We start from the raw sequence: 24,053 nt of genomic DNA on the forward strand, positions 1-24,053 counted from the left end.
CGGGGACAAGCGTTACCGTTTCGTGACCTCCAGCCGCGTGGCGCTAGCCTGGGCCGGTGCCGACCCGCATCGTGATCGCATCCCCCGAGGGCCACGCAGGCAAGTCGATCGTCGCGCTGGGGCTCGTCGAAGCCCTGAGCCGGCGCGTCGAGCGCGTCGGCGTCTTCCGCCCGATCGCGCGGTCCTCCGCGGAGTCGGACGCGGTGCTCGAGCTGCTGCTCGCGCACGACGCGGTCGACCTCGCATACGAGGACGCGATCGGCACGACCTACGCCGCGGTGCACGACGACGCCGACGCGGCGCTCGCCACCATCGTCGACCGTTACCACCGCATCGACGAGCGCTTCGACGCGCTCGTGATCGTCGGCTCCGACTACACCGACGTCGGCAGCCCGACCGAGCTCGGCTTCAACGCGCGGGTCGCGGCGAACCTCGGCGCCTCGGTGCTCCTCGTGCTCGGCGGCCACCACCCCGAGACCGACGCGCCCCGCTCGGCCGACGACCTGCGGCAGCTCGCGGAGGTCACGACGGCAGAGCTCGCCGCCTCCCACGCATCCCTCGCGGGCGTCATCGTCAACCGAGCCGACGCATCCGCGATCGACGGCATCCCCGCCGCGATCGCCGACGCCGTGCCGACGGGCGTGCCCGTGTGGTCGATCCCGGAGGATGCGCTGCTGAGCGCGCCGAGCGTCGGCACGCTCTTCCGCGCGACCGAGGCCGAGCTCGTGCGCGGCGACGCCGCGCTGCTCGCGCGCGAGTCGCTCGGCACCGTCGTGGCCGGCATGTCGATGGAGAACGTGCTCGACCGGCTCATCGAGGGCGGCATCCTCGTCACGCCGGGCGACCGCTCCGACGTGCTCGTCGGCACCCTGCTCGCGCAGCAGTCGGGCACCTTCCCCTCGATCGCCGGCATCGTGCTCAACGGCGGCTTCGACCTGCACCCCGCGGTGCAGCGCCTGCTCGACGGCCTCGACCTCGACGTGCCGATCGGCCGCAGCCCGCACGGCACGTACGAGACCGCGCGGCGCATCGCCGTCACGCGCGGCTCGCTCATCGACGGCACGCAGCGCAAGCGCGACGCTGCGCTCGCGCTCTTCGAGCAGCACGTCGACGCCGAGGCGCTCCTCGAGCGGCTCGAGGTCGCGACGACCGATGTCGTCACGCCGCTCATCTTCGAGCACCGACTCGTCGAGCGAGCGCGGGCAGACGTGCGCCACATCGTGCTCCCCGAGGGCGACGACGACCGCATCCTGCAGGCTGCGTCGACCGTGCTCGCGCGCGGCATCGCGCGGCTCACGATCCTGGGCGACGAGACGTCCATCCGCCAGCGCGCGGCGCGGCTCGGGCTCGACCTCGCCGACGCGCGCATCGTCGCGACCGACGACGCCGAGCTGCGGCCGAAGTACGCGGCGGAGTACCAGCGGCTGCGCGCCCACAAGGGCGTGACGATCGAGCAGGCGATGGAGCGGCTACTCGACGTCAGCTACTTCGGCACCCTCATGGTGCACACGGGCGACGCCGACGGGATGGTGTCGGGTGCGGCGCACACGACCGCACACACCATCAAGCCGTCGTTCGAGACGATCAAGACGAAGCCCGGCGTCTCGGTGGTCTCGAGCGTGTTCCTCATGGCGCTCGCCGATCGCGTGCTCGTCTACGGCGACTGCGCCGTCATCCCCGAGCCGACCGTCGAGGAGCTCGCCGACATCGCCATCTCGTCGGCGCAGACGGCGCGCGACTTCGGCATCGAGCCGCGCGTCGCGATGCTCTCCTACTCGACGGGGGAGTCGGGCACGGGTGCAGAGGTCGATCGCGTGCGGCAGGCCACGGCGCTCGTGCGCGAGCGCGCGCCGGAGCTGCCGGTCGAGGGACCGATCCAGTACGACGCGGCGGCGGATGCGGCGGTCGCGAGCAAGAAGATGCCCGGCAGCGCGGTGGCCGGGCGGGCGACGGTGTTCGTCTTCCCCGACCTCAACACCGGCAACAACACCTACAAGGCGGTGCAGCGCTCCGCGGGCGCGCTCGCCATCGGACCGGTGCTGCAGGGCCTCAACAAGCCCGTGAACGACCTCTCGCGCGGCGCGCTCGTGAGCGACATCGTCAACACCATCGCGATCACCGCGATCCAGGCTCAGGGGGCGGATGCGCGGGGTGCGGATGCGCGGGGTGCGGCTGTGCAGGGCGCGGCCCCGGAGGCGAGCGCATGACCCGCTCGGTGTTCGTCATCAACGCCGGCTCGTCGAGCCTCAAGTACCAGCTCGTCGACGTCGACTCCGGGGCGGCGCTCGCGAGCGGGCTCATCGAGCGCATCGGCGAGACGTCGAGCGACGCGAAGCACGAGGTGCCGGGCCGCGATGCCGTCGTCGAGCGGCGCATGATCCCCGACCACGAGAAGGCGTTCGGATGGGTGCTGCACCAGTTCACGGAGCACGGGCCCGACCTCGATGCCGCGCGGCTGCTCGGCATCGGGCACCGCGTCGTGCAGGGCGGCGCGCGCTTCGACCGCGCGGTGCGCATCGACGACGACGTCGCGCAGCAGATCGATGACCTCGCCCCGCTCGCGCCGCTCCACAACCCGGCCAACCTGCAGGGCATCCGCTCCGCTCGGGCGACCTTCGCCGGCTACCCGCACGTCGCCGTCTTCGACACGGCCTTCCACCTCACGATCCCGCCGGCCGCGCACCGCTACGCGATCGAGCAGCGCATCGCCGCCGAGCACCGCGTGCGGAAGTACGGCTTCCACGGCACGAGCCACCAGTTCGTCTCGCGCCGCCTGGCCGAGCTGCTCGAGCGCCCGCTCGAGGACGTCAACTCGATCGTGCTGCACCTCGGCAACGGCGCGTCGGCGACCGCGGTGCGGGGCGGGCGCAGCGTCGAGACGTCGATGGGCATGACGCCGCTCGCCGGCCTCGTGATGGGCACGCGCTCGGGCGACATCGATCCCGGCGTCATCTTCCACCTGCACCGCGTGGCGGGACTCTCGGTCGATGAGATCGACACCCTGCTCAACAAGCGCTCGGGCCTGCTCGGCCTCACCGGCACGGGCGACATGCGCGACGTGCTGCAGGCGGCCGACGCTGGCATCCCGCGCGCCGTCGAGGCGCTCGAGATCGTCGGCCACCGGTTGCGCGGCACCATCGGCGCCTACCTCGCGCACCTCGGTCGCACCGACGCGATCGCGTTCACCGGCGGCATCGGCGAGAACGCCGCGAAGGTGCGCGAGGTCGCGCTCGCGGGGCTCGAAGGCCTCGGCATCGTGCTCGACCCCGCGCGGAACGCCGGCCGCGGCGAGCGCCGCATCTCGGCCGACGGCTCGCCGATCGAGGTGTGGGTCGTGCCGACGAACGAGGAGCTCGAGATCGCGCGGCAGGTCGCCGCGCTCGTCGACCCGGCCCCGCCGGTCGAGTAGCCGCGGCCCGCCGCCCGCCGCCCCCCCAGCGCAGAGTGTCGGCACTCCGCGGTCCTGGAGCGCGAAGATCGCAGAGTGCCGGCACTCTGCGCGGCGATCAGCGCTCCGCGAGCTCCCCGATCGCGAACTGGCTCAGCTGCTCGGTCGGGAGCGCCTGGCCGGCGTGCTCCTCGCCGAAGTCCTCCGACGCATCCGTGCCGCAGATGGCGAGGATGCGGTCGGGCCCGCCCGGGTGCCGCGCCACCCACGAGGTGACGTCGTAGACGGTGCCCTCGATCGCCACCCAGCACGATGCCGAGTCGTCGTGGCTCGCGACCTCGGCGATCGAGATGTCGTCGTCGCCGTCGCCCTCGTTGTCGGATGCGTCCGGGGACGGCGACGACGGCGTCTGCGCCGGGGGAGCAGCGACGCGGTCGCTCCACACGGAGGTCGCGCCCGAGTGGCCGGTGAGCACCGCGATGATGACCGCGCCGAGCGCGAGCGCGCCGAGCAGCATGCCGGCGAGCACGCCCATGACGCCGGTCGAGCGGCGGGCGCGAGCGCTCCGGCGCTGCCACAGCCACCACGCGAGCGCCGCGACGAAGAGCACCGCCGAGGTCGCGAGCAGCCAGTTGCCGAGCTGCTCGTGCTGGCCGGGGGAGCCGACGCGCTCGGCGAGGGCCTCGCCCGAGAGCTTCGCGACGAGCGCGCCGACCATCGCGACGCCGAGGATGCCGACGACCGGCCAGGCGAGCGGGGCGCGCCAGCGCGGCACGACGATGAGCACGAGCAGGCCCAGCGCGCCGAGCGGCAGCAGCACGACGGGCACGTGCACCGCGAGCGGATGCAGCGGCAGGCCGGCGAACAGGTCGAAGGGTCTGCCCGTTGCGGCGAGCGGATGCATGCGGCACACGCTACAGCCGCCCCGCTCGCTGAACCGCTCCGTCGCCGCAGGCGGCAGAGCGTGTCGAAGCGCCGCCGGTCGATCGCGCTACGATGGATGCGGCTCCCCGCGTGGCGCCATCCAGGCCAACTCCCCCAGGTCGGAGACGAAGCAAGGGCAACCGGGCTCTGGCGGGTGCGCGGGGGGTCCTTCGTGTCCGGGGACGCTGTCGGTCGCCTTGGGCTTGCGCCGCGACGCGGTGCGTCGCGGGTGCGCGGGGAGTCCTTCGTGTCTGCGCACGGATGCCGACTGCCCCGGCTCGGCGAGTCACCGGCGGGAAGTAGCCTGGATCCCATGGTCGCCGCCCTCTACCGCCGCTATCGGCCGGAGTCGTTCTCCGAGCTCATCGGGCAGGCGCACGTGACCGATCCGCTGCGCACCGCGCTGCGCGCCGACCGCGTCAACCACGCCTACCTCTTCTCCGGCCCGCGCGGCTGCGGCAAGACGACGAGCGCCCGCATCCTCGCGCGCTGCCTGAACTGCGCCGAGGGCCCGACCCCCGAGCCGTGCGGGAAGTGCGACTCGTGCGTCGAGCTCGGCCGCGACGGCGGCGGCTCGCTCGACGTCGTCGAGATCGACGCGGCGAGCCACGGCGGCGTCGACGACGCCCGCGATCTGCGCGAGCGCGCGACCTTCGCGCCCAGCCGCGACCGCTTCAAGGTCTTCATCATCGACGAGGCCCACATGGTGACCTCCGGCGGCTTCAACGCGCTGCTGAAGATCGTCGAGGAGCCGCCCGAGCACATCAAGTTCATCTTCGCGACGACCGAGCCCGAGAAGGTCATCGGCACGATCCGCTCGCGCACGCACCACTACCCGTTCCGCCTCATCGCGCCCGCGCCGATGCTCGAGTACGTGCAGCAGCTGTGCGCCGAAGAGGGCGTCGAGGCCGACCCCGGCGTGCTGCCGCTCGTGGTGCGCGCCGGCGGCGGATCCGCGCGCGACACCCTGAGCCTGCTCGACCAGCTCATCGCGGGCTCCGACGGGCCGGTCACCTACGCGCACGCGGTCGCCCTGCTGGGCTTCACGCACGGCGAGCTGCTCGACGAGATCGTCGCGGCGCTCTCGGCGACGGATGCGGCGAGCCTGTTCGCGTCGATCGATCGCGTCGTGCAGTCGGGCCAGGATCCCCGCCGCTTCGTCGAGGACCTCCTCGAGCGGCTCCGCGACCTCATCGTCGCGCGCGCCGCGAAGGACCCGGCGGCGATCCTGCACGGCGTGCCCGCCGAGGAGCTCGAGACGCTCGTCGCGCAAGCGCGCGGCTTCGGCGGGGCGGAGCTCTCGCGCGCGGCCGACATCGTCGCGAAGTCGCTCACCGACATGGCGGGCGCCACGAGCCCCAGGCTCCACCTCGAGCTCATGGCAGCGCGGCTGCTCGTGCCCGAGTCGGGCGACCCCGAGGTCGGCACGATCGCGCGCGTCGAGCGGATCGAGCAGCGGCTCGACGGCGCGGCGCCCGCGCCCCCCTCCGCTGCGTCGGCGACCTCCGCGCCTGCTCCCGCGAAGTCGGCCCCCGCTCCGGTGAAGCGTGCTGCTGCTCCGACGCAGTCCCCTCCCGCCGCGGCGCCTTCCGCCCCAGCAGTGGCGCAGTCCGCCCCGGCTGCATCCGCCGCTTCTGCGCCCGCGCCCGCCCCGCAGCCTGTTCCGCGACCCGAAGCGGACCCGATCGCGGCGAGCGGACCCGAGATCTCGGGTCCCCTTCCCGGAACGGGGTCCGCGAAGGCAGACAAGGCTGCAGCGCCGGCGACGGCGCCCGTGGCGGCACCCGCCGAGCCGATCACGTTCCAGCAGCTGCGCGACTCGTGGGACGAGGTGCTGCAGAAGCTCGCCGACCAGCAGCGCTCCGCGTGGATGGTCGCGACCGCGATCACGCCCAAGGAGCTGCGGCCCGGCGACGTGCTCGTCCTCGGATTCCAGTCCGAGGCCGACATCCAGCACTTCCGCGAGTCGCAGGGCGCGAAGCCGAGCGTCGCCGACCTCCTCCGAGCGGCGATCAAGTCGCTGCTCGGCATCGAGGTGAAGTACATCGCCCGAGCCGAGGCCGCGCCGCGCGGCGCGAAGGAGCAGCCCTCCGACGCGGGCGACGACGTGCACCGAGGCGCCCCGCCCACGACCCCGCCGGCGCGTGCCACCGCGCCCGCGCCGACCACGGCATGCGTCTCGAACCGGCCCGCCGCGACCGCGGCGCCCGGCCCCGTGACGGGCTGGGCCGTCGCGGCGATCCCGAGCGACGCCGAGGCGCCGCCGGAGGACATGCCCGAGCCGCCGCTGCCCGACGAGCCGGAGCCCGACCCGTTCTCGTTCGTGTCGGCGCCTGACGCGCCGGCACCGGCGATGCCCGCGCCGATCGTCGAGGAGCGACCCGCGCCCACCGGGCCGTCGCTCGACGAGCTCGCGCGCTCGGCGCCCGCGCCGGAGCCCGCGCTCAGCGCATCGCAGGTCGCGCGCTACGGAGAGGCCGTGGTGCGGGAGGAGCTCGGAGCCGAGCTCATCGAGGAGCGCCCGCGGGTGCGAGGGGAGCGCTAGCGCGTGTACGACGGCATCGTCCAGGACCTCATCGACGAGCTCGGCCGGCTCCCGGGCGTCGGCCCGAAGTCGGCGCAGCGCATCGCGTTCCACATCATCCAGACCGAGTCGTTCGACGTCGACCGACTCGCGACGATCCTGCAGACCGTGCGGCAGCGGGTGCGCTTCTGCGTCATCTGCGGCAACATCGGCGAGGAGGAGCGCTGCGCGATCTGCCGCGACCCGCGCCGCGTGCCCACCGCGATCTGCGTCGTCGAGGAGGCGAAGGACGTCGTCGCGATCGAGCGCACGCGCGAGTACCGCGGGCTCTACCACGTGCTCGGCGGCGCCCTGAACCCCATGCAGGGCGTCGGTCCCGACCAGCTGCGCGTCGCGTCGCTCATGACCCGGCTGCAGGACGCCTCGGTCGAGGAGGTCATCATCGCCACCGATCCCAACGTCGAGGGCGAGGCCACCGCGACCTACCTCATCCGCACTCTCCTGCCGCTCGGCATGCGGGTGTCGCGACTCGCGAGCGGGCTGCCGGTCGGCGGCGACCTCGAGTTCGCCGACGAGATGACCCTCGGTCGCGCGTTCGAGGGACGCCGCACCGTCGAGCGCTGAGGCAGGAGCCGCCGGCGCATGCCGCCGAAGCCTAGACTTGATCAGTCCGGGACGTGTAAGGAGCGGCGTGAGCCTCATCGTGCAGAAGTTCGGCGGGTCCAGCGTGGGCGACGCCGAGGGGATCAAGCGCGTCGCGAAGCGCATCGTCGAATCGCGCAAGCGCGGCGACGACATCGTCGTGGTCGTCTCGGCGATGGGCGACACGACCGACGAGCTCCTCGACCTCGCGAACGCCGTCGTGCCGAACCTGCCTGCCGGGGGCCGCGAGCTCGACATGCTCCTGACCGCGGGCGAGCGCATCTCGATGGCGCTGCTCGCGATGGCGATCAAGTCGCAGGGCGCGGAGGCCGTCTCGTTCACCGGCAGCCAGGCGGGCATGCTCACCGACGACCGCCACGGCTCCGCGCGCATCATCTCCGTCACGCCCGGCCGCGTGCGCCAGGCGCTCGACCGCGGCCAGATCGCCATCGTGCAGGGCTTCGCGGGCTTCAACAAGGTGACCGGCGACATCACGACCCTCGGTCGCGGCGGCTCCGACACGTCGGCCGTCGCGCTCGCCGCGGCGCTCGGCGCCGACGTGTGCGAGATCTACACCGACGTCGACGGAGTCTTCACCGCCGACCCCCGCGTCGTCCCCCGGGCCCGGCGCATCCCCCGCGTCACGAGCGAGGAGATGCTCGAGCTCGCCGCCGCCGGCGCGAAGGTGCTGCACATCCGCAGCGTCGAGTACGCGCGCCGCCACGGCGTCACCCTCCACGTGCGCTCGTCGTTCACGAACGACGAGGGCACCATCGTCTACGACTCGAAGAGAGCTGGTTCCACCATGGAAGAGCCGATGATCGTCGGGGTCGCCCACGACCTGTCCGAGGCGAAGGTCACCGTCGTCGGCGTGCCCGACGTGCCGGGCACCGCCGCACGCATCTTCACGATCGTCGCCGAGACCGGCGCGAACGTCGACATGATCGTCCAGAACGTCTCGGAGGCGGCGACGGGCCGCACCGACATCTCCTTCACGCTCCCGAAGGCCGAGGCCGGGCCCGCGATGCAGGCGCTCGAGGCCGAGCGGGCAGAGGTCGGCTTCGAGTCGATCCAGCACGACGACCAGATCGGCAAGCTCGCCCTCGTCGGGGCGGGGATGCGCACCAACACGGGCGTCTCCGCGCGCCTGTTCCGCGCCCTCTCGGAGGCAGGCATCAACATCGAGATGATCTCGACCTCCGAGATCCGCATCTCGGTCGTCACGCGCGCCGACCAGGTGGTCGACGCCGTGCGCGTCGTGCACTCGGCGTTCGAGCTCGATGCCGAGCAGGACGCGGTCGTGCACGCGGGGACGGGCCGATGATCCGCCGGCTGGCCGATGAGCCGGGCGAGGCGCGCCCCATCCGTCTCGGCGTGGTCGGCGCGACGGGCCAGGTCGGCGGCGTCGTGCTGCGGCTGCTCGAGCAGGGTTCGCTCGAGCTCGCCGAGCTGCGGCTGTTCGCCTCCGCTCGCTCGGCCGGCACGACGATCGAGTTCCGCGGGCAGCAGATCACGGTCGAGGACGCGGATGCGGCCGACCCGTCGGGCCTCGACGTCGCGATCTTCTCCGCGGGCGGCAGCACCTCGAAGCGGCTCGCGCCCCGGTTCGCCGAGGCGGGCGTCATCGTGGTCGACAACTCGTCCGCCTGGCGGATGGACCCGGAGGTGCCGCTCGTCGTCTCCGAGGTCAACCCGCACGCGATCACCGGCGCGGTCAAGGGCATCATCGCCAACCCCAACTGCACGACCATGGCGGCGATGCCGGTGCTCAAGCCGCTCGACCGCGAGGCCGGCCTCGTGCGCCTCGTCGTCGCGACGTACCAAGCGGTCTCGGGCTCCGGCCTCGCGGGCGTCGACGAGCTGCGCGGCCAGCTGGAGCGCGCGGCGGCGCAGGCACCCGAGCGGCTCACGCACGACGGCGCAGCCCTCGACCTCGGGGAGCCGGGCGTCTACCGCGAGCCGATCGCGCACAACGTCCTGCCCTTCGCGGGCAGCCTCGTCGACGACGGCTCGGCCGAGACCGACGAGGAGCAGAAGCTGCGCAACGAGTCGCGGAAGATCCTCGAGCGGCCGGAGCTGCGCGTCGCGGGCACATGCGTGCGCGTGCCGGTCTTCACGGGCCACTCGCTCGCGATCCACGCGGAGTTCGAGCGCGACCTGTCGCCCGAGCAGGCGGCGGCGCTGCTCGAGGGCGCACCCGGCGTCGAGCTCGTCGAGATCCCGACCCCGCTGCGGGCCGCCGGCGCCGACGTCTCGCTCGTGGGACGCATCCGCGCCGACCAATCGGCCGAGCCCGGCAAGGGCCTCGTGCTGTTCGTCGCGAACGACAACCTGCGCAAGGGCGCCGCGCTCAACGCGGTGCAGCTCGCCGGGCTCGTCGCGCGCCTGCTCGACTGACGAGGCGCGGGCCGGAGCCCGCGCATCGCGCGTCAGAGCGGGTTCTGCGGGCCGTCGACGGGCTCGTCGCCGTCCTCGGCGACCGTCGCGTCGTCGGCCTGCGGCCCGCTCGCGTCGGGATCGGTCGCGACGTCGACCCACTCGTTCGCGAAGACGCCGCCCCCGCCCGAGTGCGACGCGGTCGCCGCGTCGCCGTCATGCGCGGGCTCGTCGCGGTCGGCGTCGCCGGGAGCGGCGCCGATGCCGTCGGCCTCGGCGCCCTTGGCGCCGGCGACCCGGTGCCGAGCCTCGGCCGCCCGCTCGCCGAGCGCGCGACCGGCGCCCTGCGTCGACTCGCCCAGGTGCGATGCCGTGTCCTTGACCCACTCGGCCGCCTCGCCGAGCCGACCCTTCGCCTCATCCAGGATTCCCATGGGGGCTCCTTCCGCCGTCGGATGGCTCAGGCTAGGCCGAGGATGCTGGACGCCAGCACGGCGTGAGGCGTGCTTCATGGGCGAACGTCCTAGAATCTCGGTGTGACCAAGACCATCGACGTCGCCCTCATCGGCGGAGGCATCATGAGCGCCACGCTCGGTGCCCTCCTCCACCGCCTCGAGCCCTCCTGGAGGATCGAGGTGTTCGAGCGGCTGCCGAAGGTCGGCATGGAGTCCTCCGACCCGTGGAACAACGCGGGCACGGGTCACGCGGCGCTCTGCGAGCTCAACTACATGCCCGAGGGCCCCGACGGCTCGATGACCGCCGCGAAGGCGATCGACATCAACGAGCAGTTCCAGCTCTCCCGCCAGCTGTGGGCGTCGTTCGTCGAGGACGGCACGCTGCCCGACCCCAAGGGCTTCATCTCGCCCACGCCGCACATGACCTTCGTGTGGGGCGACGCGAACGTCGACTACCTGCGCCGCCGCTGGGAGCTGCTGAAGGACGAGCCGCTCTTCGCAGGCATCGAGTTCTCCGAGGACCCAGAGGTCATCCGCGAGTGGGCGCCCACGCTCATCCCGGGCCGGAAGAAGTCGCAGCGCATCGCCGCGACCCGCTCGACCGACGGCACCGACGTCGACTTCGGCGCGCTCACGCGGATGCTGCTCGCGAAGCTCGTCGAGGACGGCGCGAAGGTCTACACCGACACGACCGTCACGGGGCTCAAGCGCCGCTCCGATGGGCTGTGGCGCTTGAAGCTGCGCCATGAGGTGGGCCAGAACAGCACCGAGATCCACGCGCGCTTCGTCTTCGTCGGCGGCGGCGGCGGCGCGCTCAAGCTGCTGCAGAAGTCGCGCATCCCCGAGGCCAAGGGCTTCGCCGGGTTCCCGATCACGGGCGCGTTCCTCCGCACCGACAACCCCGAGGTGGTCGCGCGCCACAACGCGAAGGTCTACGGCAAGGCGAGCGTCGGCGCCCCGCCGATGTCGGTGCCGCACCTCGACACGCGCGTCGTCGACGGCGAGGCGAGCCTGCTCTTCGGCCCCTATGCGGGCTGGAGCCCGAAGTACCTCAAGACCGGCTCGTACACCGACATGTTCGAGACGATCAAGGGCCACAACCTCTACCCGATGATCCGGGCCGGCCTCGCGAACCTCGACCTCGTCGGCTACCTGATGGGCGAGGTGTTCGCGACCCGGACGCAGCGGCTCGAGGCCCTCCGCGAGTTCATGCCCAACGCGAAGGACGAGGACTGGCGCCTCATCACGGCCGGGCAGAGGGTGCAGGTCATGAAGAAGGACCCGGAGAAGGGCGGAGTGCTGCAGTTCGGCACCGAGGTGGTCACCGGCGCCGACGGCACGATCGCCGGCCTGCTCGGGGCCTCCCCGGGCGCCTCCACTGCCGTGCACATCATGCTCACGATCTTCGAGCGCTGCTTCCCCGAGCGGCTGCCCGCATGGCGCCCGAAGCTCCAGCAGCTCATCCCGAGCTACGGGAGCAAGCTCAACGACGACCCCGAGGCCGCGCGCGAGACGCTCGAGCGCACCGCGCGCGTGCTGCGGCTCGTCGATGCCCCGAGCGCCGAGCTCGAGGCCGCGGGCGCGTCCCGCGCGATCGCCTGACAGGATCACCATGAGCACCACCGGCGCGCCTCCCCAGCGGCGCAGGGTCAGCGTCGTCGCCCCGCCGACGACCGCTGCCAGTCTGCGGGCTGCGATCGCAGCCGAGCCCCGGCTCGAGCTCGTCGCGGCCGCCGAGCGATTCGTCGACCTGGTGCGGGCGAAGGAGTTCCCCGGCGACGTCGTGCTCCTCGTCGAGCCCGCCGGCGCCCCGCTGCTCGCGCACGCGCGCACCGCGATCACCGCTGGCGCGGCCGTCGTCGTCCACAGCGACGCCGACCGCGCGCTGCGCGAGTCGCTCGAGACCACGGGAGCCATCATCGTGACCGAGGGCGCCTCCCCGGCCGAGGTCGCGCGCTCGTGCGCCGGGGTGGACCGGGCGGCCCGCAGGCGACGACCGCGGGCGATCGACGCTGCCGACCGCCGTCCGCGCCTCTCGCACAGCGAGCGCCGCGCGCTCGCGCACTACGTGCAGGGGCACTCGACCGTGCAGGTCGCGGCCGAGATGGGTGTCGGCTACGAGACCGCGAAGACGTTCCTCCGCCGGGTGCGCGCGAAGTACGCCGCGCTGGACCGCCCGGCCGGCAAGCGCGCCGAGCTCATCTCGCGCGCCGAAGAGGACGGCATCCTGTAGGGGTGGCGAAGCTCTACTTCCGGTACGGGGCGATGAACTCCGGCAAGTCCACCGGCCTCCTGCAGGCGGCGTTCAACTACGAGGAGCGCGGCCAGCGCGTGCTGCTCGCGAAGCCCGCGACCGACACGAAGGGCGCGCGCGAGATCGTCTCGCGGCTCGGGGTGACGCGCGAGGTCGACTTCCTCGTCGCGCACGACGAGTCGGTGATGGATGCGTTCGACGCCGCGGCCGCGCGGGACGACGCCCGCGTCGCGTGCCTGCTCGTCGACGAGGCCCAGTTCTTCCGCCCCGAGCAGGTCGACGAGCTGCTCCGCATCGCGGTCGAGCGAGGCGTGCCGGTGCTCGCCTACGGCATCCGCACCGACTTCCTCACGCGCGCGTTCCCCGGCTCGGCGCGGCTGCTCGAGCTCGCGCACTCGCTCGAGGAGCTCAAGACCATCTGCCGCTGCGGACGCAAGGCGCTCTTCAACGGCCGCAAGGTGGGGGAGCGGTTCGTCTTCGACGGCGACCAGGTCGCGATCGACGGCGAGACGGTCACCTACGAGTCGCTGTGTGCGTCGTGCTACCTCGAGGAGTCGGGCGGGCGGTTGGGGGGGCTCCGCTCGTTGAGCCGCGATTCCGCTCGTTGAGCCCCTCCGGGCGCGAAGCGCTCTGAGGGAGTCGAAACGGGTGTGCGCGGATGCGGTGGTCGGGGCCGGCGGAGCGGTGCTCCGCCGGGAGGCAGGGGACCGGTGACAGCGGAATCCGCGCGGCTCGCGACCGCTTCGCGGTCGCTCGAACCGGCGGATTCCGTATGAACCTACGGTTCAAATCCTGCCAGGACAGCACCGGCACATGACGAAGGCCCCCGCCTTTGGCGGGGGCCTTCGTCATGTGTCGGGGTGACAGGATTTGAACCTGCGACCTCGTCGTCCCGAACGACGCGCGCTACCAAGCTGCGCCACACCCCGGTGCTACCGACTCGAGCCTAGGCTCGCGCGTGCAACCGCACCAGTCTACCCGACGTCGCGGGGCACGAGCGACATCACGACCGCCTCCGGCGGAGTGCCGAGCCGGAACGGCGCGAAGATCGACGCACCGATGCCCTGCGAGACGCCGAGCGGCACCGAGCGACCCTCGTGGCTCCACGTGCTGAGCCCCGACGCCTGCTCGCGCGGGATGTCGCAGTTCGTGACGATCGCGTGCCCGCCCGGCACCCGCACCTGGCCGCCGTGCGTGTGCCCCGCGAGGATCGCATCAGCCCCGAGGTCGACGAAGGCGTCGAGGATGCGGCGGTAGGGCGCGTGCGTGATGCCGAGCGTCGTGCGCGGCGCGTCGCCGAGCGCCTTCCGCATGCGCGAGATCGCAGCCTCCGTCTCGTCGAGCCGATCCCACGAGCGGTGCGGGTCGGCGACGCCGAAGGCCGCGATCGTCGTGCCCTTGACCTCGATCGCGCGCGCCGAGTTGTTGACGTCGAGCCAGCCGAGGCCCTCGTAGGCGCGCTCGAGCGCCGCGAGGTCGAGACGCTCGGGGCCGCTGCCCGCGGGCTCCTTCGACGGCCCGGCGAAGTAGCGCAACGGGTTCTTCAGCTGCGGCCCGAACACGTCGTTCGAGCCGTGCACGAAGAATCCGGGCACGCCCTGGAAGACGCGCAGCGCATCCGCCAGCACCGGCACGGCCGCGCTGTGGCCGAGGCTGTCGCCGGTGTTGACGACGAGGTCGGGCTCGACCGAGCTCAGCCCCTCGAGCCACTCGAGCTTCGCCCGCTGCCACGGCGCGAGGTGGATGTCGGCGAGGTGGAGGAGCGTGAGGGGGCGGGCACCCGTCGGCAGGATCCGGAGCTCTTCACGACGGATGCGGAAGGCTCGCGGCTCGATCGCGGTCGCGTAGGCGCCCACGGCGGCGCCGGCGGCGAGCACGCCGCCGACGACCGCGCCGAGGGCCCGCGGGCTAGCAGCCAGGGTCGCCTCCGGAGGCATTCGAGCCCACGACGAGCGAGACCGGGTCGGTCGGCTCGCCTGGGGTGTCCGCGAGGGGGTTCTGCGCCAGCACGGTGCAGAGGTTGCCCTCGCCGTGGTCCTGCCACGTCACCTGCACGAGTGCGGGATCGAACCCCGCGTCGGCGAGCGTCGCCCTCGCGTCGGCGAGCGACTGCGCGACCACGTTCGGCCACGTCTGCGCTCCCTCCGGCGCCTGCGACGGGTCGGATGCCGGGGCCCCGCTCGAGGGGTAGATGATGATGGGCGTCGAAGTTGTCACGAGCGCGCCGGCGCCCGGGGCGGTGTACTCCACGCTGCCCTCGGCCTGCGAGCCCGCGACCGGGTCGGCGACCTGCACCGTGAAGCCCGCGGCCTCGAGCGCAGCCTGCGCGTCGGCCACCGGCCGGCCGCTCACGTCGGGCAGCTCGCTCGCGTTGCCGCGCAGCGTGTCGGCGTCGGGCGCGAGGAACTGCCCGCCGGGGTAGCGGGCGATCGCCTCGCCCATGGCGGCGCGGAAGATCGTCGATCGCACGTTCCAGCGCGGCTGGAGCGAGTAGTTGCCCACGATGTTGCCGACCCAGACCGCCGTCGCGACGGTCGGGCTCGCGCCGTTGACCCAGGTCTGCACCACCCCGTTCGTCGTTCCCGTCTTCGAGATCACCGGCGTCGAGCCGGGCGGGTTGTTGATGGGGTTGCGCTCGGTGACGGTCGTCAGGACTGACTGCAGGACCGACGCGACCTGGGGCGAGATGGCCTCCTCGCACTCCTGGACCGGCGGCTGCACCTCGGTGCCGTCGCGCGCGACGATGCGGTCGATCGCGAGCGGCTTGCAGTAGATGCCGCCGTTCGCGATCGTCGCGAATGCCGACGCCATGCCCATCGGTGTGACATTGGATCCCGAGCCGATGACGGCCGGGGCGAAGATGTTCCACTCCCCGTCGGCCTCGGCGGGGTACGCACCCATGCGCTCGGCGGTCTCGTGGATGTCGCACAGGTCGAGCTCGCTCGCCATCCGCGCGATGCCGGTGTTGACGGAGTTCACCATGATCTCCGTCGGCGTCATGCGCGTGTACTCGTTGCCCTCGTTGTTCTGCGGGTTCCACGCCTCGGAGCGCAGACCCGTGCACTCCGCGCGGAACGAGCCCGCCGGCCACTCGGAGCGCGTCGCATCGAGCTGCTGGTTGACCGAGTGCCCGTCGATGACCCACTGCGCGAGCGTGAAGACCTTGAACCCCGACCCGGGCTGGAAGCCGCTCGAGCGCCCGTGCTCGAAGTCGGCGTTGAAGTTGACCGCCGTGCCGGTGGGCGCGTGCTCGGTGCGGTTGTCGAAGTCCTTGTTCTGCACCATCGTCAGGATGCGGCCCGTGCCGACCTCGAGCTGCGTGACGGCGGCGCCCGACTGCCAGCGGGTCTCGTCGTTCGGCACCTGCGCATCGACGACCTGCTGCACCGAGTCGTTGAGGTCGAGGTCGATCGACGTGAAGATCTGGTAGCCGCCCTGCGCGAGCGCGCGCGCGTTGTCCTCCGGGGTCGCGCCGAGGATGTGCTGGCCGTCGACCTGGTCGACCGCGAGCACGCGCTGCACGTAGTCGCAGAAGAAGCGCGCGGAGTCGTAGCCGGCGATGCAACCGTTGTTCGGGGGCTGGATGTTGACGAACGCCTCGTCGACCGGGATCGCGAGCGCGGCGTCGCGCTCCTCGGCCGTGATGAACCCCTCGGACGCCATCTGGCGGATGATGAAGTCGCGCCGCTCCTGATTGCGGGCGAAGTTGTCGGCGTTGAAGAGGTTGCGGATCGAGGGGTTCTGCACCGTCGCGATGAGCGCCGCAGACTCCGCGACCGAGAGCTCCGCGGCGGGCTTGCCGAAGATGCGCTGCGCACCCGACTCGATGCCGTAGACGTTGCCGCCGAAGTTCGCGATGTTGAGGTAGGCCAGCAGGATCTCGTTCTTCGTGTAGCGCTGCTCGAGGCTGATCGAGAGCCGCATCTCGGCGAGCTTGCGCTGGTACGACTCGGTGTACTGCTGGTCGCACACCGCTTGCGCGGCCTCGTCGTCCGAGAGGCACGCGTCGATCGCGATCTGCTGGCGCACGAGCTGCATCGTGAGCGTCGATGCGCCCGAATCGCCGCCGAAGCCGAGCTGCGAGAGGCCCGCGCGCACGACCGAGGGGGCGTCGACACCGCTGTGCGAGTAGTAGCGACGGTCCTCCCCGGCGACGAGCGCGTCGACCGCGGTGCGCGGCACCTGCTGCCACTGCAAGACCTGCCGGTCCTGGCTGTAGAACTGGGCGATCTCCACGGGCTGCCCGTCGCGGAGCCCATAGATGCGGTTGCGCTCGGCCTGCTGGGTGATCTGCGAGTACGTCGGCAGGCTCTCGAAGAGGTCGAGGCCGCTGTTCGCGGTGCTCGACGCGACCGCCAGGGCCGGGGTCAGCGTTGCCGAGACGAGGATGCCGGCGATCGCGCTGAACCCGATGAGACCCAGGAGGGAACCGAGCAGGCTTCCTGGCTTGTGACGTGAAGCGGCCATAGCCTACGAGGGTACGGCACCGACCTATGAGAGCTGAGGGCTGCAGAACGATGGCGACCACGACTTGGGAGTACGCGACGACGCCGCTGCTCATCCACCGCGAGACGGCGATCCTCAACACGTGGGGAGCCGACGGATGGGAGCTCGTGCACGTCGCGAACGGTCCCGAGGGCGGGCTCGTCGCGTTCCTGAAGCGCCCGATCGAGGCCGGCGCGTGAGCATCGCGCAGCGGCTCGAGGAGCTCGGGTTCGAGCTGCCCGCGGTCGTCCCGCCGGTCGCCTCGTACGTTCCGGCGGTGTCTGCGAACGGCTTCGTCTACACCTCCGGCCAGCTGCCGATGGTCGACGGGCAGCTGCCCCGCACCGGCAAGGTCGGCGCCGAGGTCTCGGCCGACGAGGCGATGCTCGACGCGAAGCAGTGCGCGCTCAACGCGCTCGCGGCGATCGCCGCCGAGATCGGCTCGCTCGACCGCATCACGCGCATCGTGAAGGTCGTCGGCTTCGTCGCGTCGGCGGATGGGTTCCACGGCCAGCCGGGCGTCGTCAACGGCGCGAGCAACGTGCTCGGCGAGATCTTCGGCGATGCCGGCAAGCACGCGCGGAGCGCCGTCGGCGTCGCGGAGCTGCCGCTCGGCGCGCCCGTCGAGGTCGAGGTCATCGCCGCCTTCGCCTAACCCTCCCACCATCGAACTTCCCCGAACTCCGGGATTCCGTCGAAGAAATCCGCGATTCGGGGAAGTTCGACGTCATCGCGGTGGCGGGCGCGGATGCGTTCCACGATGGGGGCGAGGTCGTGCGCGGTTCTGGTCGGGGTTGAGACGGTGAGCCGGTACTGCTCCAGGCCGAGCCGCTGCGTCACGTTGTACCGGTCGAGGTCGATGAGCCACTGCCTCCGGTCGGTGCGGTGCTGGTCGCCCTCGACCTCGATGAGCACGCCGGAGCGCCAGAACGCGATGTCGGGCGCCATCGTGACGCCGCCGAGCACCACGGGCACGTTGCACCAGGGCTCCGCGACGCCGAAGGTCTCGAGCGCGAGCCGCACGACGGTCTCGGGGCGCGACCACGCCCGCGGGTGCAGCGCGTGCGCAGCGGCGAGCAGGCGCCGATGCCCTCGCTGCCCGGCGTGAGCGGTGACCGCGGCGCGGAGCTCGTCGCGCTCCGCGAGCGGCTCGCGCAGCTTGACGATCGAATCCCCGAGCGCGACGAGATCCTCGAAGCCGAGGTAGTCCGCGCCGTCGACGAAGGCTTGCGCGGGGCTCGAGACGCGCAGTCCGGCGTGCACGCGGATGGCTGCCGGATCAAGCGAGCGCTGGCGCCCGCGCAGGCCTTCGCCACGCGGCGCGTGCTGAGGGCTCGGCACCGTGACGTCGATGCGATCGAGCTCACGCAGCCGGGGCGGCAGCGCGAGCCGGTAGAGCGAGGCCGCCGTGGCGTGGCTGAGCCAGGCGTTCCCGTCTACCGAGCGCAGCGCCGCCGCCGCTCGCAGCTCGAGATCGATCGGCTGCTTCGCGTCGACGTACGCGTCTCGCGCGAGCCGCACCGCGCGGCCACTGCGAAGTCGAGCTGCGCCGACTCCCGCATCCCGCGCCTCCGCACTCGAGAAGAGCCCGCTTCGAAGCGGATCCGGCAGCGCCCCCACGCGTCGTCCATGCGCCGCATCCTGCACGCGTCGAGCCGCGCTCGCCCCGCCGAAGTGGACGCCCTGTGGATGCGCGCCGGTCCCAAGCCCGTACGCCGCGCGGCGAACTTCCCTCGAGCGCGAGGATCCGGGGCGGAGACCCGCCGTTCGGGGAAGTTCGACGCTGAGGAGGAGGCGGCTACCGCAGCTGCGAGCGGATCGCCTCGACCACGCCCTGGTCGGCGAGCGTCGTCGTGTCGCCGAGGTCGCGGCCCTCGGCGAGGTCGCGCAGCAGCCGCCGCATGATCTTGCCCGAGCGGGTCTTCGGCAGGTCCGGCACGATGAACACCTGCCGCGGCCGCGCGATTGCGCCGATGTCGCTCGCGACATGCTGGCGCAGGATCTGCTCCGCCTCCTCGATGGAGTGCTCGCGCGACGCCGACTGCTTCAGGATCACGAATGCCACGACCGCCTGGCCCGTGGTCGCATCCGTCGCCCCCACCACGGCCGCCTCGGCGACGCCGTCGTGCGCGACGAGCGACGACTCGATCTCGGCCGTCGAGAGCCGGTGGCCCGAGACGTTCATGACGTCGTCGACGCGGCCAAGCAGCCAGATCTCGCCGTCCTCGTCCTTGCGGGCGCCGTCGCCGGCGAAGTACTTGTCGCCGAACTTCTCCCAGTACGTCTCGCGGTAGCGCTCGTCGTCGCCGTGGATCGTGCGCAGCATCGACGGCCACGGGCTCGTCACGACGAGCAGCCCGCCCTCGCCGTCGCCGACCGAGGCGCCCGACTCGTCGAGCACGTCGATCTCGATGCCCGGGATCGGCACCTGCGCGCTGCCCGGCTTGAGGGTCGTCACCGCGGCGAGCGCCGAGATCATGATCGCGCCCGTCTCGGTCTGCCACCACGTGTCGACGACCGGCGTCGTGCCGCCGCCCACGACGTCGCGGTACCACATCCACGCCTCGGGGTTGATGGGCTCGCCCACCGTGCCGAGCACGCGCAGGCTCGACAGGTCGCTCGACTGCGTGTGCTGGCGGCCGAGCTTCATGAAGGTGCGGATGGCCGTGGGTGCCGTGTAGAAGATCGTCACGCCGTAGCGCTCGATGATCTGCCACGGGCGCTCGGGCGTCGGGGTGTCGAACGTGCCCTCGTGCATCACCTGCGTCGTGCCGTTCGCCATCGGGCCGTAGACGACGTAGCTGTGCCCGGTCACCCAGCCGATGTCGGCCGTGCACCAGTAGACATCGGTCTCGGGCTTGAGGTCGAAGACGTGGCGGTGGGTGAACGCCGTCTGCGTCAGGTAGCCGCCGCTCGTGTGCAGGATGCCCTTCGGCTTCCCGGTCGTGCCGGAGGTGTAGAGGATGAAGAGCGGGTGCTCGGCGGGGAAGCCTTGCGCGTCGTGCTCGTCCGACGCATCCGCCATCGCGTCGTGGTACCAGACGTCGCGGCCCTCCACCCAGTCGATCTCGTTCTCGCCGCGCTGGACGACGAGCACGTTCGTGACGCCGTGGCCCGGCTCGCGCAGCGCCTCGTCGACGGTCGGCTTGAGCGGGAAGACCTTGCCCTTGCGCCACGCGCCGTCGGTCGTGATGACGAGCGTCGCGCCCGCATCGTCGATGCGGCTGCGGAGGTTGGAGGGGCTGAAGCCGCCGAAGACGGCGGTGTGGACGGCGCCGATGCGGGCGCACGCGAGCATCGCGGCGACGGCCTCGGGCAGCATCGGCAGGTAGATCGCGACGCGGTCGCCGGCCTTGACGCCGAGCGACGTCAGCACGTTCGCGAGCCGCTTGACCTCGGCGGTCATCTCGGCGTAGGTGATGGTGCGGCGGTCGCCGGGCTCGCCCTCCCAGTGCAGCGCGACGCGGTCGCCGTTGCCTGCCTCGACGTGGCGGTCGAGGCAGTTGACGGCCACGTTGAGCGTCCCGTCGTGGAACCAGCGCGCGTGCGGCGGCTGCCAGTCGAGCACCTCGGTGAAGGGCGTCTCCCACTGCAGCTCGCGCGCCTGCTCCGCCCAGAACCCGAGGCGATCCTCGGCCGCGCGCTCGTAGAGCTCCGCAGTGGTCGTCGACTCGCTCGCGAGCGCCTCCGGCGGCGCGAATCGGCGGGTCTCGGTGAGCAGGTGATCGATGCGGTCCGACACTGGCGTTCTCCTGACTTCTTCGTCCGCGGTCGAGTCTATGCACGCGCCGATGCGCGCGCCGCCGTGTTGCTCCCGGTTGCGCATGATTGCGTGCCTAGCATTGCGTCGTCGGCCCTGCCGACGCGAGCAGGTGACCGACGAAGCCCCCATTCGTCCCCCTGCGGCGGCGCCCTCCTCCCCCCGGTGGGCGCCGCCTCGCTCGTCCTCCACAGGCGGATGCGTCGGGCCGGCGGGGTCGCGGTCGCGCGGCTACCGTGCGCTCTCGTGCAGGCTCGATCGCGGGGCGTCCCCTTCGTCGCCGGTGCTCAGCGCGCGGGCGACGTGGGGCCGGCGCGGACGAGCGCGGCCGGCGCGCCGCTGCGCGAGTTCGCCGAGCTCGCACCGCTCGTGGCGGAGGCGGCGGTGACGGATGTGTTCGTCACCGGCGGGCAGGTGTGGGTCGACCGCGGCGCGGGCGCTGAGCGCGCGCCGCTGCGGCTCGCGCCGGAGCGGGCACGGGCACTCGCGGTCGCCCTCGTCGCGGCGGGCGGCCGGCACGTCGACGAGGCGACGCCGTGCGTCGACGTGCGACTGCACGACGGCATCCGCGTGCACGCCGTGCTGCCGCCGATCGCGGTGGCCGGCGCGCAGCTCTCGATCCGGCTGCCGAGAGTGCAGCCGCTCTCGCTCGACGAGCTCGATGCGAGCGGCTGCTTCGCGGCCGTGCCGCTCGATCGGGTGCGCGAGCTCGTCGAGCGCCGCGCGAACGTGCTCGTGACGGGTGCGGCGGGCTCGGGCAAGACGACGCTGCTCGGCGCGATGCTCTCGAGCGCCTCGCCGGCCGAGCGCATCGTGACGATCGAGGACGTCGCCGAGCTGCGCATCCGCCACCCGCACGTCGTCGCGCTCGAGGCACGGCAGGCGAACGCCGAGGGCGCCGGCGCGATCGGCCTCGAGCAGCTCGTGCGCGAGGCGCTGCGGATGCGGCCCGATCGGCTCGTGCTGGGCGAGTGCCGCGGCGCGGAGGTGCGCGAGCTGCTCTCGGCGCTCAACACCGGGCACGACGGCGGCGCGGGCACCCTGCACGCCAACTCGCTCGACGACGTCCCCGCGCGGCTCGAGGCGCTCGGCGCGCTCGCGGGGCTCTCGCCGCCGGCGCTCGCACGACAGGCGGTGAGCGCGCTCGACGCGGTGCTGCACGTCGCGCGCGACGCGCGGGGGCGCCGCGGGGTCGACGCGATCGGGGAGCTCGCGCTCGACGGTGAGCGGCTCGTGGTGCGCGAGCGATGAGCGGCGAGGCCGCCGGGCTCGACGAGACCGCCACGACCGTGCACCGGCTCGCCGCGCTCGTGGCGGGCGGCTTGCCGCTCGCGCGTGCGTGGACGGAGCTCGGCACGGATGCGTCGGCGCTCGATGCGCGGTCCGGCGCGCTCGTGCGCGCGGTGCTCGCCGTCGCCGGCGAGTCGGGCGCACCGATGGCACCGACGCTCGAGCGGCTCGCTGGACTGCTGCGCGAGCAGGCGGCGCAGCGTCGCGCGCTCGAGGCGGCGCTCGCGGGGCCGCGCGCGACCGCGCGGCTCGTCATGCTGCTGCCGGTCGTCGGGCTCGGCTTCGGGCTCGCGCTCGGGCTCGACGTGCTGGGCGCCGCGACCGGTGGCGGGGTCGGTTCTTGGTCGGTCGCCGCCGGCGGGCTGCTCATGGTCGGAGCGTGGGGATGGTCGCGGGCGATCGTGCGTCGCGCCGCGCACGGCGATCCAGCGCCCGGGCTCGCGCTCGACCTCGTCGCGGTGGCGCTCGCGGGCGGTGGCGCCTCCGATCGCGCTCGGTCGAGCGCCGCTCGAGCGCTGCGGGACGCGCGGCTCGAGGCGAGCGGCTGGGACGACGTCGACGCGACGCTCGCGCTCGCCGAGCGCGCCGGGGTGCCGGTGCGCGGACTGCTGCTCGCCGAGGCGACCGCGGCCCGCACGCGGGCGCGGCTCGACGGCGAGGCGCGTGCGCAGCGCGCGGCGGTGCAGCTCGCGCTGCCGCTCGGCGCGTGCGTGCTGCCCGCCTTCACGCTGCTCGTCATCGTGCCGCTCGTGGTCTCGATGCTCGACGGGGCGCTCGCGCCGCTCGGGTGAGCGCCGGCCGCGTCGGCTACGTTCGGGTCGTGCGCAACGCCTGGAACGCCGTCGTCAACTGGATCGCTGCGCTCTTCGCGAGCTCCGCCGGTGCTCCGCACCCCATGGTCGCGACGGACGACATCGGTCCCTCGGACGAGCGCTCGCTCGAGCGCTGAGCACTTCGGCTCGGCGCTCTCCACAGGCGCGCCCGCGCGCCGCTCGCGCTCACCGGCTCCTGCCGCACCCTTGGCCTCCTGAGGGAAGGAGGCGAGCATGCGGATGCTCGAGAGGCTCGTGCACGAGGAGGACGGCGCGGCGACCGCCGAGTACGTCATCGCCACGATGGCCGCGGTCGGGTTCGCGGGGCTGCTGGTGGTGATCCTGCGCTCCGACGAGGTGCGAGCGGTGCTGACCGACATGGTCCAGCGTGCGCTCACCGTGCAGTAGCGCGCGGCGCGGCGAGCTCGGCGCGGTCACGGCCGAGCTCGCCGCGGCGCTCCCGGCGGCAGTGCTGGCCATCGGACTCGCGGTCGCTGCCGTCGCCGCGGCGGCGACGCAGGTCGGGCTCGAGCAGTCGGCGGGTGCCGCGGCGAGGGCGGCGGGACGAGGCGACGATCCTGCGGCCTACGCCGGCGGGGCAGCGCTGCAGCTCGAGGGGGAGGGCGAACTCGTATGCGCCGTGCTCCAGCAGCCTGCGCTCGGGGGAGCCCTGACGCTCGTCGCGCGGAGCTGCGCGCACGGTGCAGGGCGGTAGCGGTGGCGTCTCGACATGGCCCTTCGGGCCTGCTCGACGAACGGGCGCGGGGACGACTCGACCACCGGGAGGGGGAGTGGGGCGACGAGCGGGGGAGCGGCGCCGTGCTCGCGCTGGCGATCGCGATGGTGGCGCTGCTGCTCGGGATGCTCGTCGTGGGCGCGGGCACCGCATCCATCGCGCAAGCGCGGGCGGCCGCGGCGGCCGACGCCGGCGCGCTCGCGGCCGCGGATGCGCTCTCCGGCTACGCCGACGGCGCGCCGTGCGGGCTCGCGCAAGCGGTCGTGGGAACGAGCGGCGCACGGCTCGAGCGATGCTCGCTGCGCGGTCTCGAGGCGAGCGTGACGGCCGTGATCCCGGTCGGTCCGTGGCACGCATCCGCCACAGCTCGGGCCGGTCCGCCGCCGTGAGAGCGCAATGACTCCATG

23 protein-coding genes, 1 tRNA gene and 1 other RNA gene are annotated in these 24,053 nt (G+C 72.9%); 17 read left to right on the forward strand and 8 right to left on the reverse strand.

The window, feature by feature from the left end; all coding sequences use genetic code 11:
- Window positions 1-56: 56 nt before the first annotated feature.
- On the forward strand, window positions 57-2,207 hold the full coding sequence (gene pta, locus JSQ78_RS11770; RefSeq protein ID WP_211447793.1) for a phosphate acetyltransferase: 2,151 nt from the start codon (window positions 57-59) through the stop codon (window positions 2,205-2,207).
- A complete protein-coding gene (locus JSQ78_RS11775) occupies window positions 2,204-3,409 on the forward strand; it encodes an acetate/propionate family kinase (RefSeq protein ID WP_211447795.1) in 1,206 nt (401 codons plus the stop codon). The genes pta and JSQ78_RS11775 overlap by 4 nt, the downstream gene beginning before the upstream one ends.
- Window positions 3,410-3,506: 97 nt before the next feature.
- Here the strand turns inward: JSQ78_RS11775 and JSQ78_RS11780 are convergent, their stop codons facing one another.
- Window positions 3,507-4,292 (reverse strand): cytochrome b5-like heme/steroid binding domain-containing protein, encoded by a 786-nt coding sequence (locus tag JSQ78_RS11780; RefSeq protein WP_211447797.1) that lies wholly within the window; start codon window positions 4,290-4,292, stop codon window positions 3,507-3,509.
- A 97-nt stretch (window positions 4,293-4,389) separates the two neighbouring features.
- On the opposite strand from JSQ78_RS11780, the gene ffs reads away from it, so the two are divergent.
- The 5 genes from ffs (at window position 4,390) to JSQ78_RS11805 (ending at window position 9,875) form a co-directional block, all read left to right on the forward strand.
- Window positions 4,390-4,486, forward strand: an RNA gene (gene ffs / locus JSQ78_RS11785) — signal recognition particle sRNA small type.
- A 139-nt stretch (window positions 4,487-4,625) separates the two neighbouring features.
- The gene (locus JSQ78_RS11790; RefSeq protein WP_211447799.1) at window positions 4,626-6,857 is read left to right on the forward strand and encodes a DNA polymerase III subunit gamma and tau; all 2,232 of its coding nucleotides are present in this window, start codon (window positions 4,626-4,628) and stop codon (window positions 6,855-6,857) included.
- A 3-nt stretch (window positions 6,858-6,860) separates the two neighbouring features.
- Window positions 6,861-7,460: a recombination mediator RecR gene (recR, locus tag JSQ78_RS11795; RefSeq protein ID WP_211447801.1), complete on the forward strand. Its 600-nt coding sequence runs from the start codon at window positions 6,861-6,863 to the stop codon at window positions 7,458-7,460.
- Window positions 7,461-7,527: 67 nt separating this feature from the next.
- Window positions 7,528-8,802: an aspartate kinase gene (locus JSQ78_RS11800; protein WP_211447803.1), complete on the forward strand. Its 1,275-nt coding sequence runs from the start codon at window positions 7,528-7,530 to the stop codon at window positions 8,800-8,802.
- Window positions 8,799-9,875 (forward strand): aspartate-semialdehyde dehydrogenase, encoded by a 1,077-nt coding sequence (locus tag JSQ78_RS11805; RefSeq protein ID WP_211447804.1) that lies wholly within the window; start codon window positions 8,799-8,801, stop codon window positions 9,873-9,875. The genes JSQ78_RS11800 and JSQ78_RS11805 overlap by 4 nt, the downstream gene beginning before the upstream one ends.
- A gap of 32 nt (window positions 9,876-9,907) precedes the next feature.
- Here JSQ78_RS11805 and JSQ78_RS11810 read toward each other — a convergent pair whose 3' ends face one another.
- Window positions 9,908-10,288, reverse strand: coding sequence for a hypothetical protein (locus JSQ78_RS11810; RefSeq protein WP_211447805.1), 381 nt, complete (start codon window positions 10,286-10,288; stop codon window positions 9,908-9,910).
- A 144-nt stretch (window positions 10,289-10,432) separates the two neighbouring features.
- Between JSQ78_RS11810 and JSQ78_RS11815 the strand changes: the two genes are divergently transcribed.
- The 3 genes from JSQ78_RS11815 to JSQ78_RS11825 are packed head-to-tail and all read left to right on the forward strand — an operon-like array spanning window position 10,433 to window position 13,171.
- On the forward strand, window positions 10,433-11,911 hold the full coding sequence (locus tag JSQ78_RS11815) for a malate:quinone oxidoreductase (protein WP_249296064.1): 1,479 nt from the start codon (window positions 10,433-10,435) through the stop codon (window positions 11,909-11,911).
- A 10-nt stretch (window positions 11,912-11,921) separates the two neighbouring features.
- Entirely contained in the window at window positions 11,922-12,542 is a 621-nt protein-coding gene (locus JSQ78_RS11820; RefSeq protein ID WP_211447807.1) for a helix-turn-helix transcriptional regulator, read from the forward strand.
- A 2-nt stretch (window positions 12,543-12,544) separates the two neighbouring features.
- Window positions 12,545-13,171, forward strand: coding sequence for a thymidine kinase (locus JSQ78_RS11825; protein ID WP_211447808.1), 627 nt, complete (start codon window positions 12,545-12,547; stop codon window positions 13,169-13,171).
- Window positions 13,172-13,418: 247 nt separating this feature from the next.
- On the opposite strand, the gene JSQ78_RS11830 is transcribed toward JSQ78_RS11825, so the two are convergent.
- From JSQ78_RS11830 to JSQ78_RS11840, 3 genes are all read right to left on the reverse strand, one after another.
- Window positions 13,419-13,492, reverse strand: a tRNA-Pro gene (locus JSQ78_RS11830).
- 45 nt (window positions 13,493-13,537) lie between these two features.
- On the reverse strand, window positions 13,538-14,500 hold the full coding sequence (locus tag JSQ78_RS11835) for a metallophosphoesterase (protein WP_211447809.1): 963 nt from the start codon (window positions 14,498-14,500) through the stop codon (window positions 13,538-13,540).
- A complete protein-coding gene (locus tag JSQ78_RS11840; RefSeq protein ID WP_211447810.1) occupies window positions 14,472-17,030 on the reverse strand; it encodes a transglycosylase domain-containing protein in 2,559 nt (852 codons plus the stop codon). Before JSQ78_RS11840 ends, JSQ78_RS11835 begins: the two co-directional genes overlap by 29 nt.
- A gap of 50 nt (window positions 17,031-17,080) precedes the next feature.
- Here JSQ78_RS11840 and sp36 point away from each other — a divergent pair, with 50 nt between their 5' ends.
- Window positions 17,081-17,248, forward strand: coding sequence for a Sp36 family protein (sp36, locus tag JSQ78_RS11845; protein WP_021064908.1), 168 nt, complete (start codon window positions 17,081-17,083; stop codon window positions 17,246-17,248).
- Entirely contained in the window at window positions 17,245-17,703 is a 459-nt protein-coding gene (locus JSQ78_RS11850; RefSeq protein WP_249295675.1) for a RidA family protein, read from the forward strand. The genes sp36 and JSQ78_RS11850 overlap by 4 nt, the downstream gene beginning before the upstream one ends.
- Here the strand turns inward: JSQ78_RS11850 and JSQ78_RS11855 are convergent.
- Window positions 17,700-18,569: a hypothetical protein gene (locus tag JSQ78_RS11855; RefSeq protein ID WP_211447814.1), complete on the reverse strand. Its 870-nt coding sequence runs from the start codon at window positions 18,567-18,569 to the stop codon at window positions 17,700-17,702. The two genes, JSQ78_RS11850 and JSQ78_RS11855, sit on opposite strands and share 4 nt — an antisense overlap.
- A gap of 277 nt (window positions 18,570-18,846) precedes the next feature.
- A complete protein-coding gene (gene acs, locus JSQ78_RS11860; RefSeq protein WP_211447816.1) occupies window positions 18,847-20,790 on the reverse strand; it encodes an acetate--CoA ligase in 1,944 nt (647 codons plus the stop codon).
- A 264-nt stretch (window positions 20,791-21,054) separates the two neighbouring features.
- Between acs and JSQ78_RS11865 the strand changes: the two genes are divergently transcribed.
- From JSQ78_RS11865 to JSQ78_RS11875, 4 genes are all read left to right on the forward strand, one after another.
- A complete protein-coding gene (locus JSQ78_RS11865) occupies window positions 21,055-22,059 on the forward strand; it encodes a TadA family conjugal transfer-associated ATPase (RefSeq protein WP_502756125.1) in 1,005 nt (334 codons plus the stop codon).
- Complete coding sequence (locus tag JSQ78_RS11870; protein WP_211447819.1) at window positions 22,056-22,889, forward strand: type II secretion system F family protein; 834 nt, start codon at window positions 22,056-22,058, stop codon at window positions 22,887-22,889. Before JSQ78_RS11865 ends, JSQ78_RS11870 begins: the two co-directional genes overlap by 4 nt.
- Before the next feature lie 29 nt (window positions 22,890-22,918).
- Window positions 22,919-23,047, forward strand: coding sequence for a hypothetical protein (locus JSQ78_RS14035; protein ID WP_283245022.1), 129 nt, complete (start codon window positions 22,919-22,921; stop codon window positions 23,045-23,047).
- A 97-nt stretch (window positions 23,048-23,144) separates the two neighbouring features.
- On the forward strand, window positions 23,145-23,318 hold the full coding sequence (locus JSQ78_RS11875; RefSeq protein ID WP_084154863.1) for a DUF4244 domain-containing protein: 174 nt from the start codon (window positions 23,145-23,147) through the stop codon (window positions 23,316-23,318).
- Here JSQ78_RS11875 and JSQ78_RS11880 read toward each other — a convergent pair.
- Entirely contained in the window at window positions 23,305-23,610 is a 306-nt protein-coding gene (locus JSQ78_RS11880; protein ID WP_211450666.1) for a hypothetical protein, read from the reverse strand. The genes JSQ78_RS11875 and JSQ78_RS11880 overlap by 14 nt on opposite strands.
- A 17-nt stretch (window positions 23,611-23,627) precedes the next feature.
- Here JSQ78_RS11880 and JSQ78_RS11885 point away from each other — a divergent pair, with 17 nt between their 5' ends.
- Entirely contained in the window at window positions 23,628-24,035 is a 408-nt protein-coding gene (locus JSQ78_RS11885) for an Rv3654c family TadE-like protein (protein ID WP_249295676.1), read from the forward strand.
- Window positions 24,036-24,053: the final 18 nt, after the last annotated feature.

The organism is Agrococcus sp. Marseille-Q4369 (assembly GCF_018308945.1).
In the GTDB taxonomy this organism is placed as follows: Bacteria; Actinomycetota; Actinomycetes; order Actinomycetales; family Microbacteriaceae; genus Agrococcus.

Excerpts from the sequence above, each read along its gene's own strand:
- JSQ78_RS11775 (WP_211447795.1), top strand. The coding sequence starts at position 2,204 with ATGACCCGCTCGGTGTTCGTCATCAACGCCGGCTCGTCGAGCCTCAAG.
- JSQ78_RS11780 (WP_211447797.1), bottom strand. The coding sequence starts at position 4,292 with ATGCATCCGCTCGCCGCAACGGGCAGACCCTTCGACCTGTTCGCCGGC.
- JSQ78_RS11790 (WP_211447799.1), top strand. The coding sequence starts at position 4,626 with ATGGTCGCCGCCCTCTACCGCCGCTATCGGCCGGAGTCGTTCTCCGAG.
- JSQ78_RS11805 (WP_211447804.1), top strand. The coding sequence starts at position 8,799 with ATGATCCGCCGGCTGGCCGATGAGCCGGGCGAGGCGCGCCCCATCCGT.
- JSQ78_RS11810 (WP_211447805.1), bottom strand. The coding sequence starts at position 10,288 with ATGGGAATCCTGGATGAGGCGAAGGGTCGGCTCGGCGAGGCGGCCGAG.
- JSQ78_RS11815 (WP_249296064.1), top strand. The coding sequence starts at position 10,433 with ATGAGCGCCACGCTCGGTGCCCTCCTCCACCGCCTCGAGCCCTCCTGG.
- JSQ78_RS11820 (WP_211447807.1), top strand. The coding sequence starts at position 11,922 with ATGAGCACCACCGGCGCGCCTCCCCAGCGGCGCAGGGTCAGCGTCGTC.
- JSQ78_RS11835 (WP_211447809.1), bottom strand. The coding sequence starts at position 14,500 with ATGCCTCCGGAGGCGACCCTGGCTGCTAGCCCGCGGGCCCTCGGCGCG.
- JSQ78_RS11840 (WP_211447810.1), bottom strand. The coding sequence starts at position 17,030 with ATGGCCGCTTCACGTCACAAGCCAGGAAGCCTGCTCGGTTCCCTCCTG.
- sp36 (WP_021064908.1), top strand. The coding sequence starts at position 17,081 with ATGGCGACCACGACTTGGGAGTACGCGACGACGCCGCTGCTCATCCAC.
- JSQ78_RS11870 (WP_211447819.1), top strand. The coding sequence starts at position 22,056 with ATGAGCGGCGAGGCCGCCGGGCTCGACGAGACCGCCACGACCGTGCAC.
- JSQ78_RS11875 (WP_084154863.1), top strand. The coding sequence starts at position 23,145 with ATGCGGATGCTCGAGAGGCTCGTGCACGAGGAGGACGGCGCGGCGACC.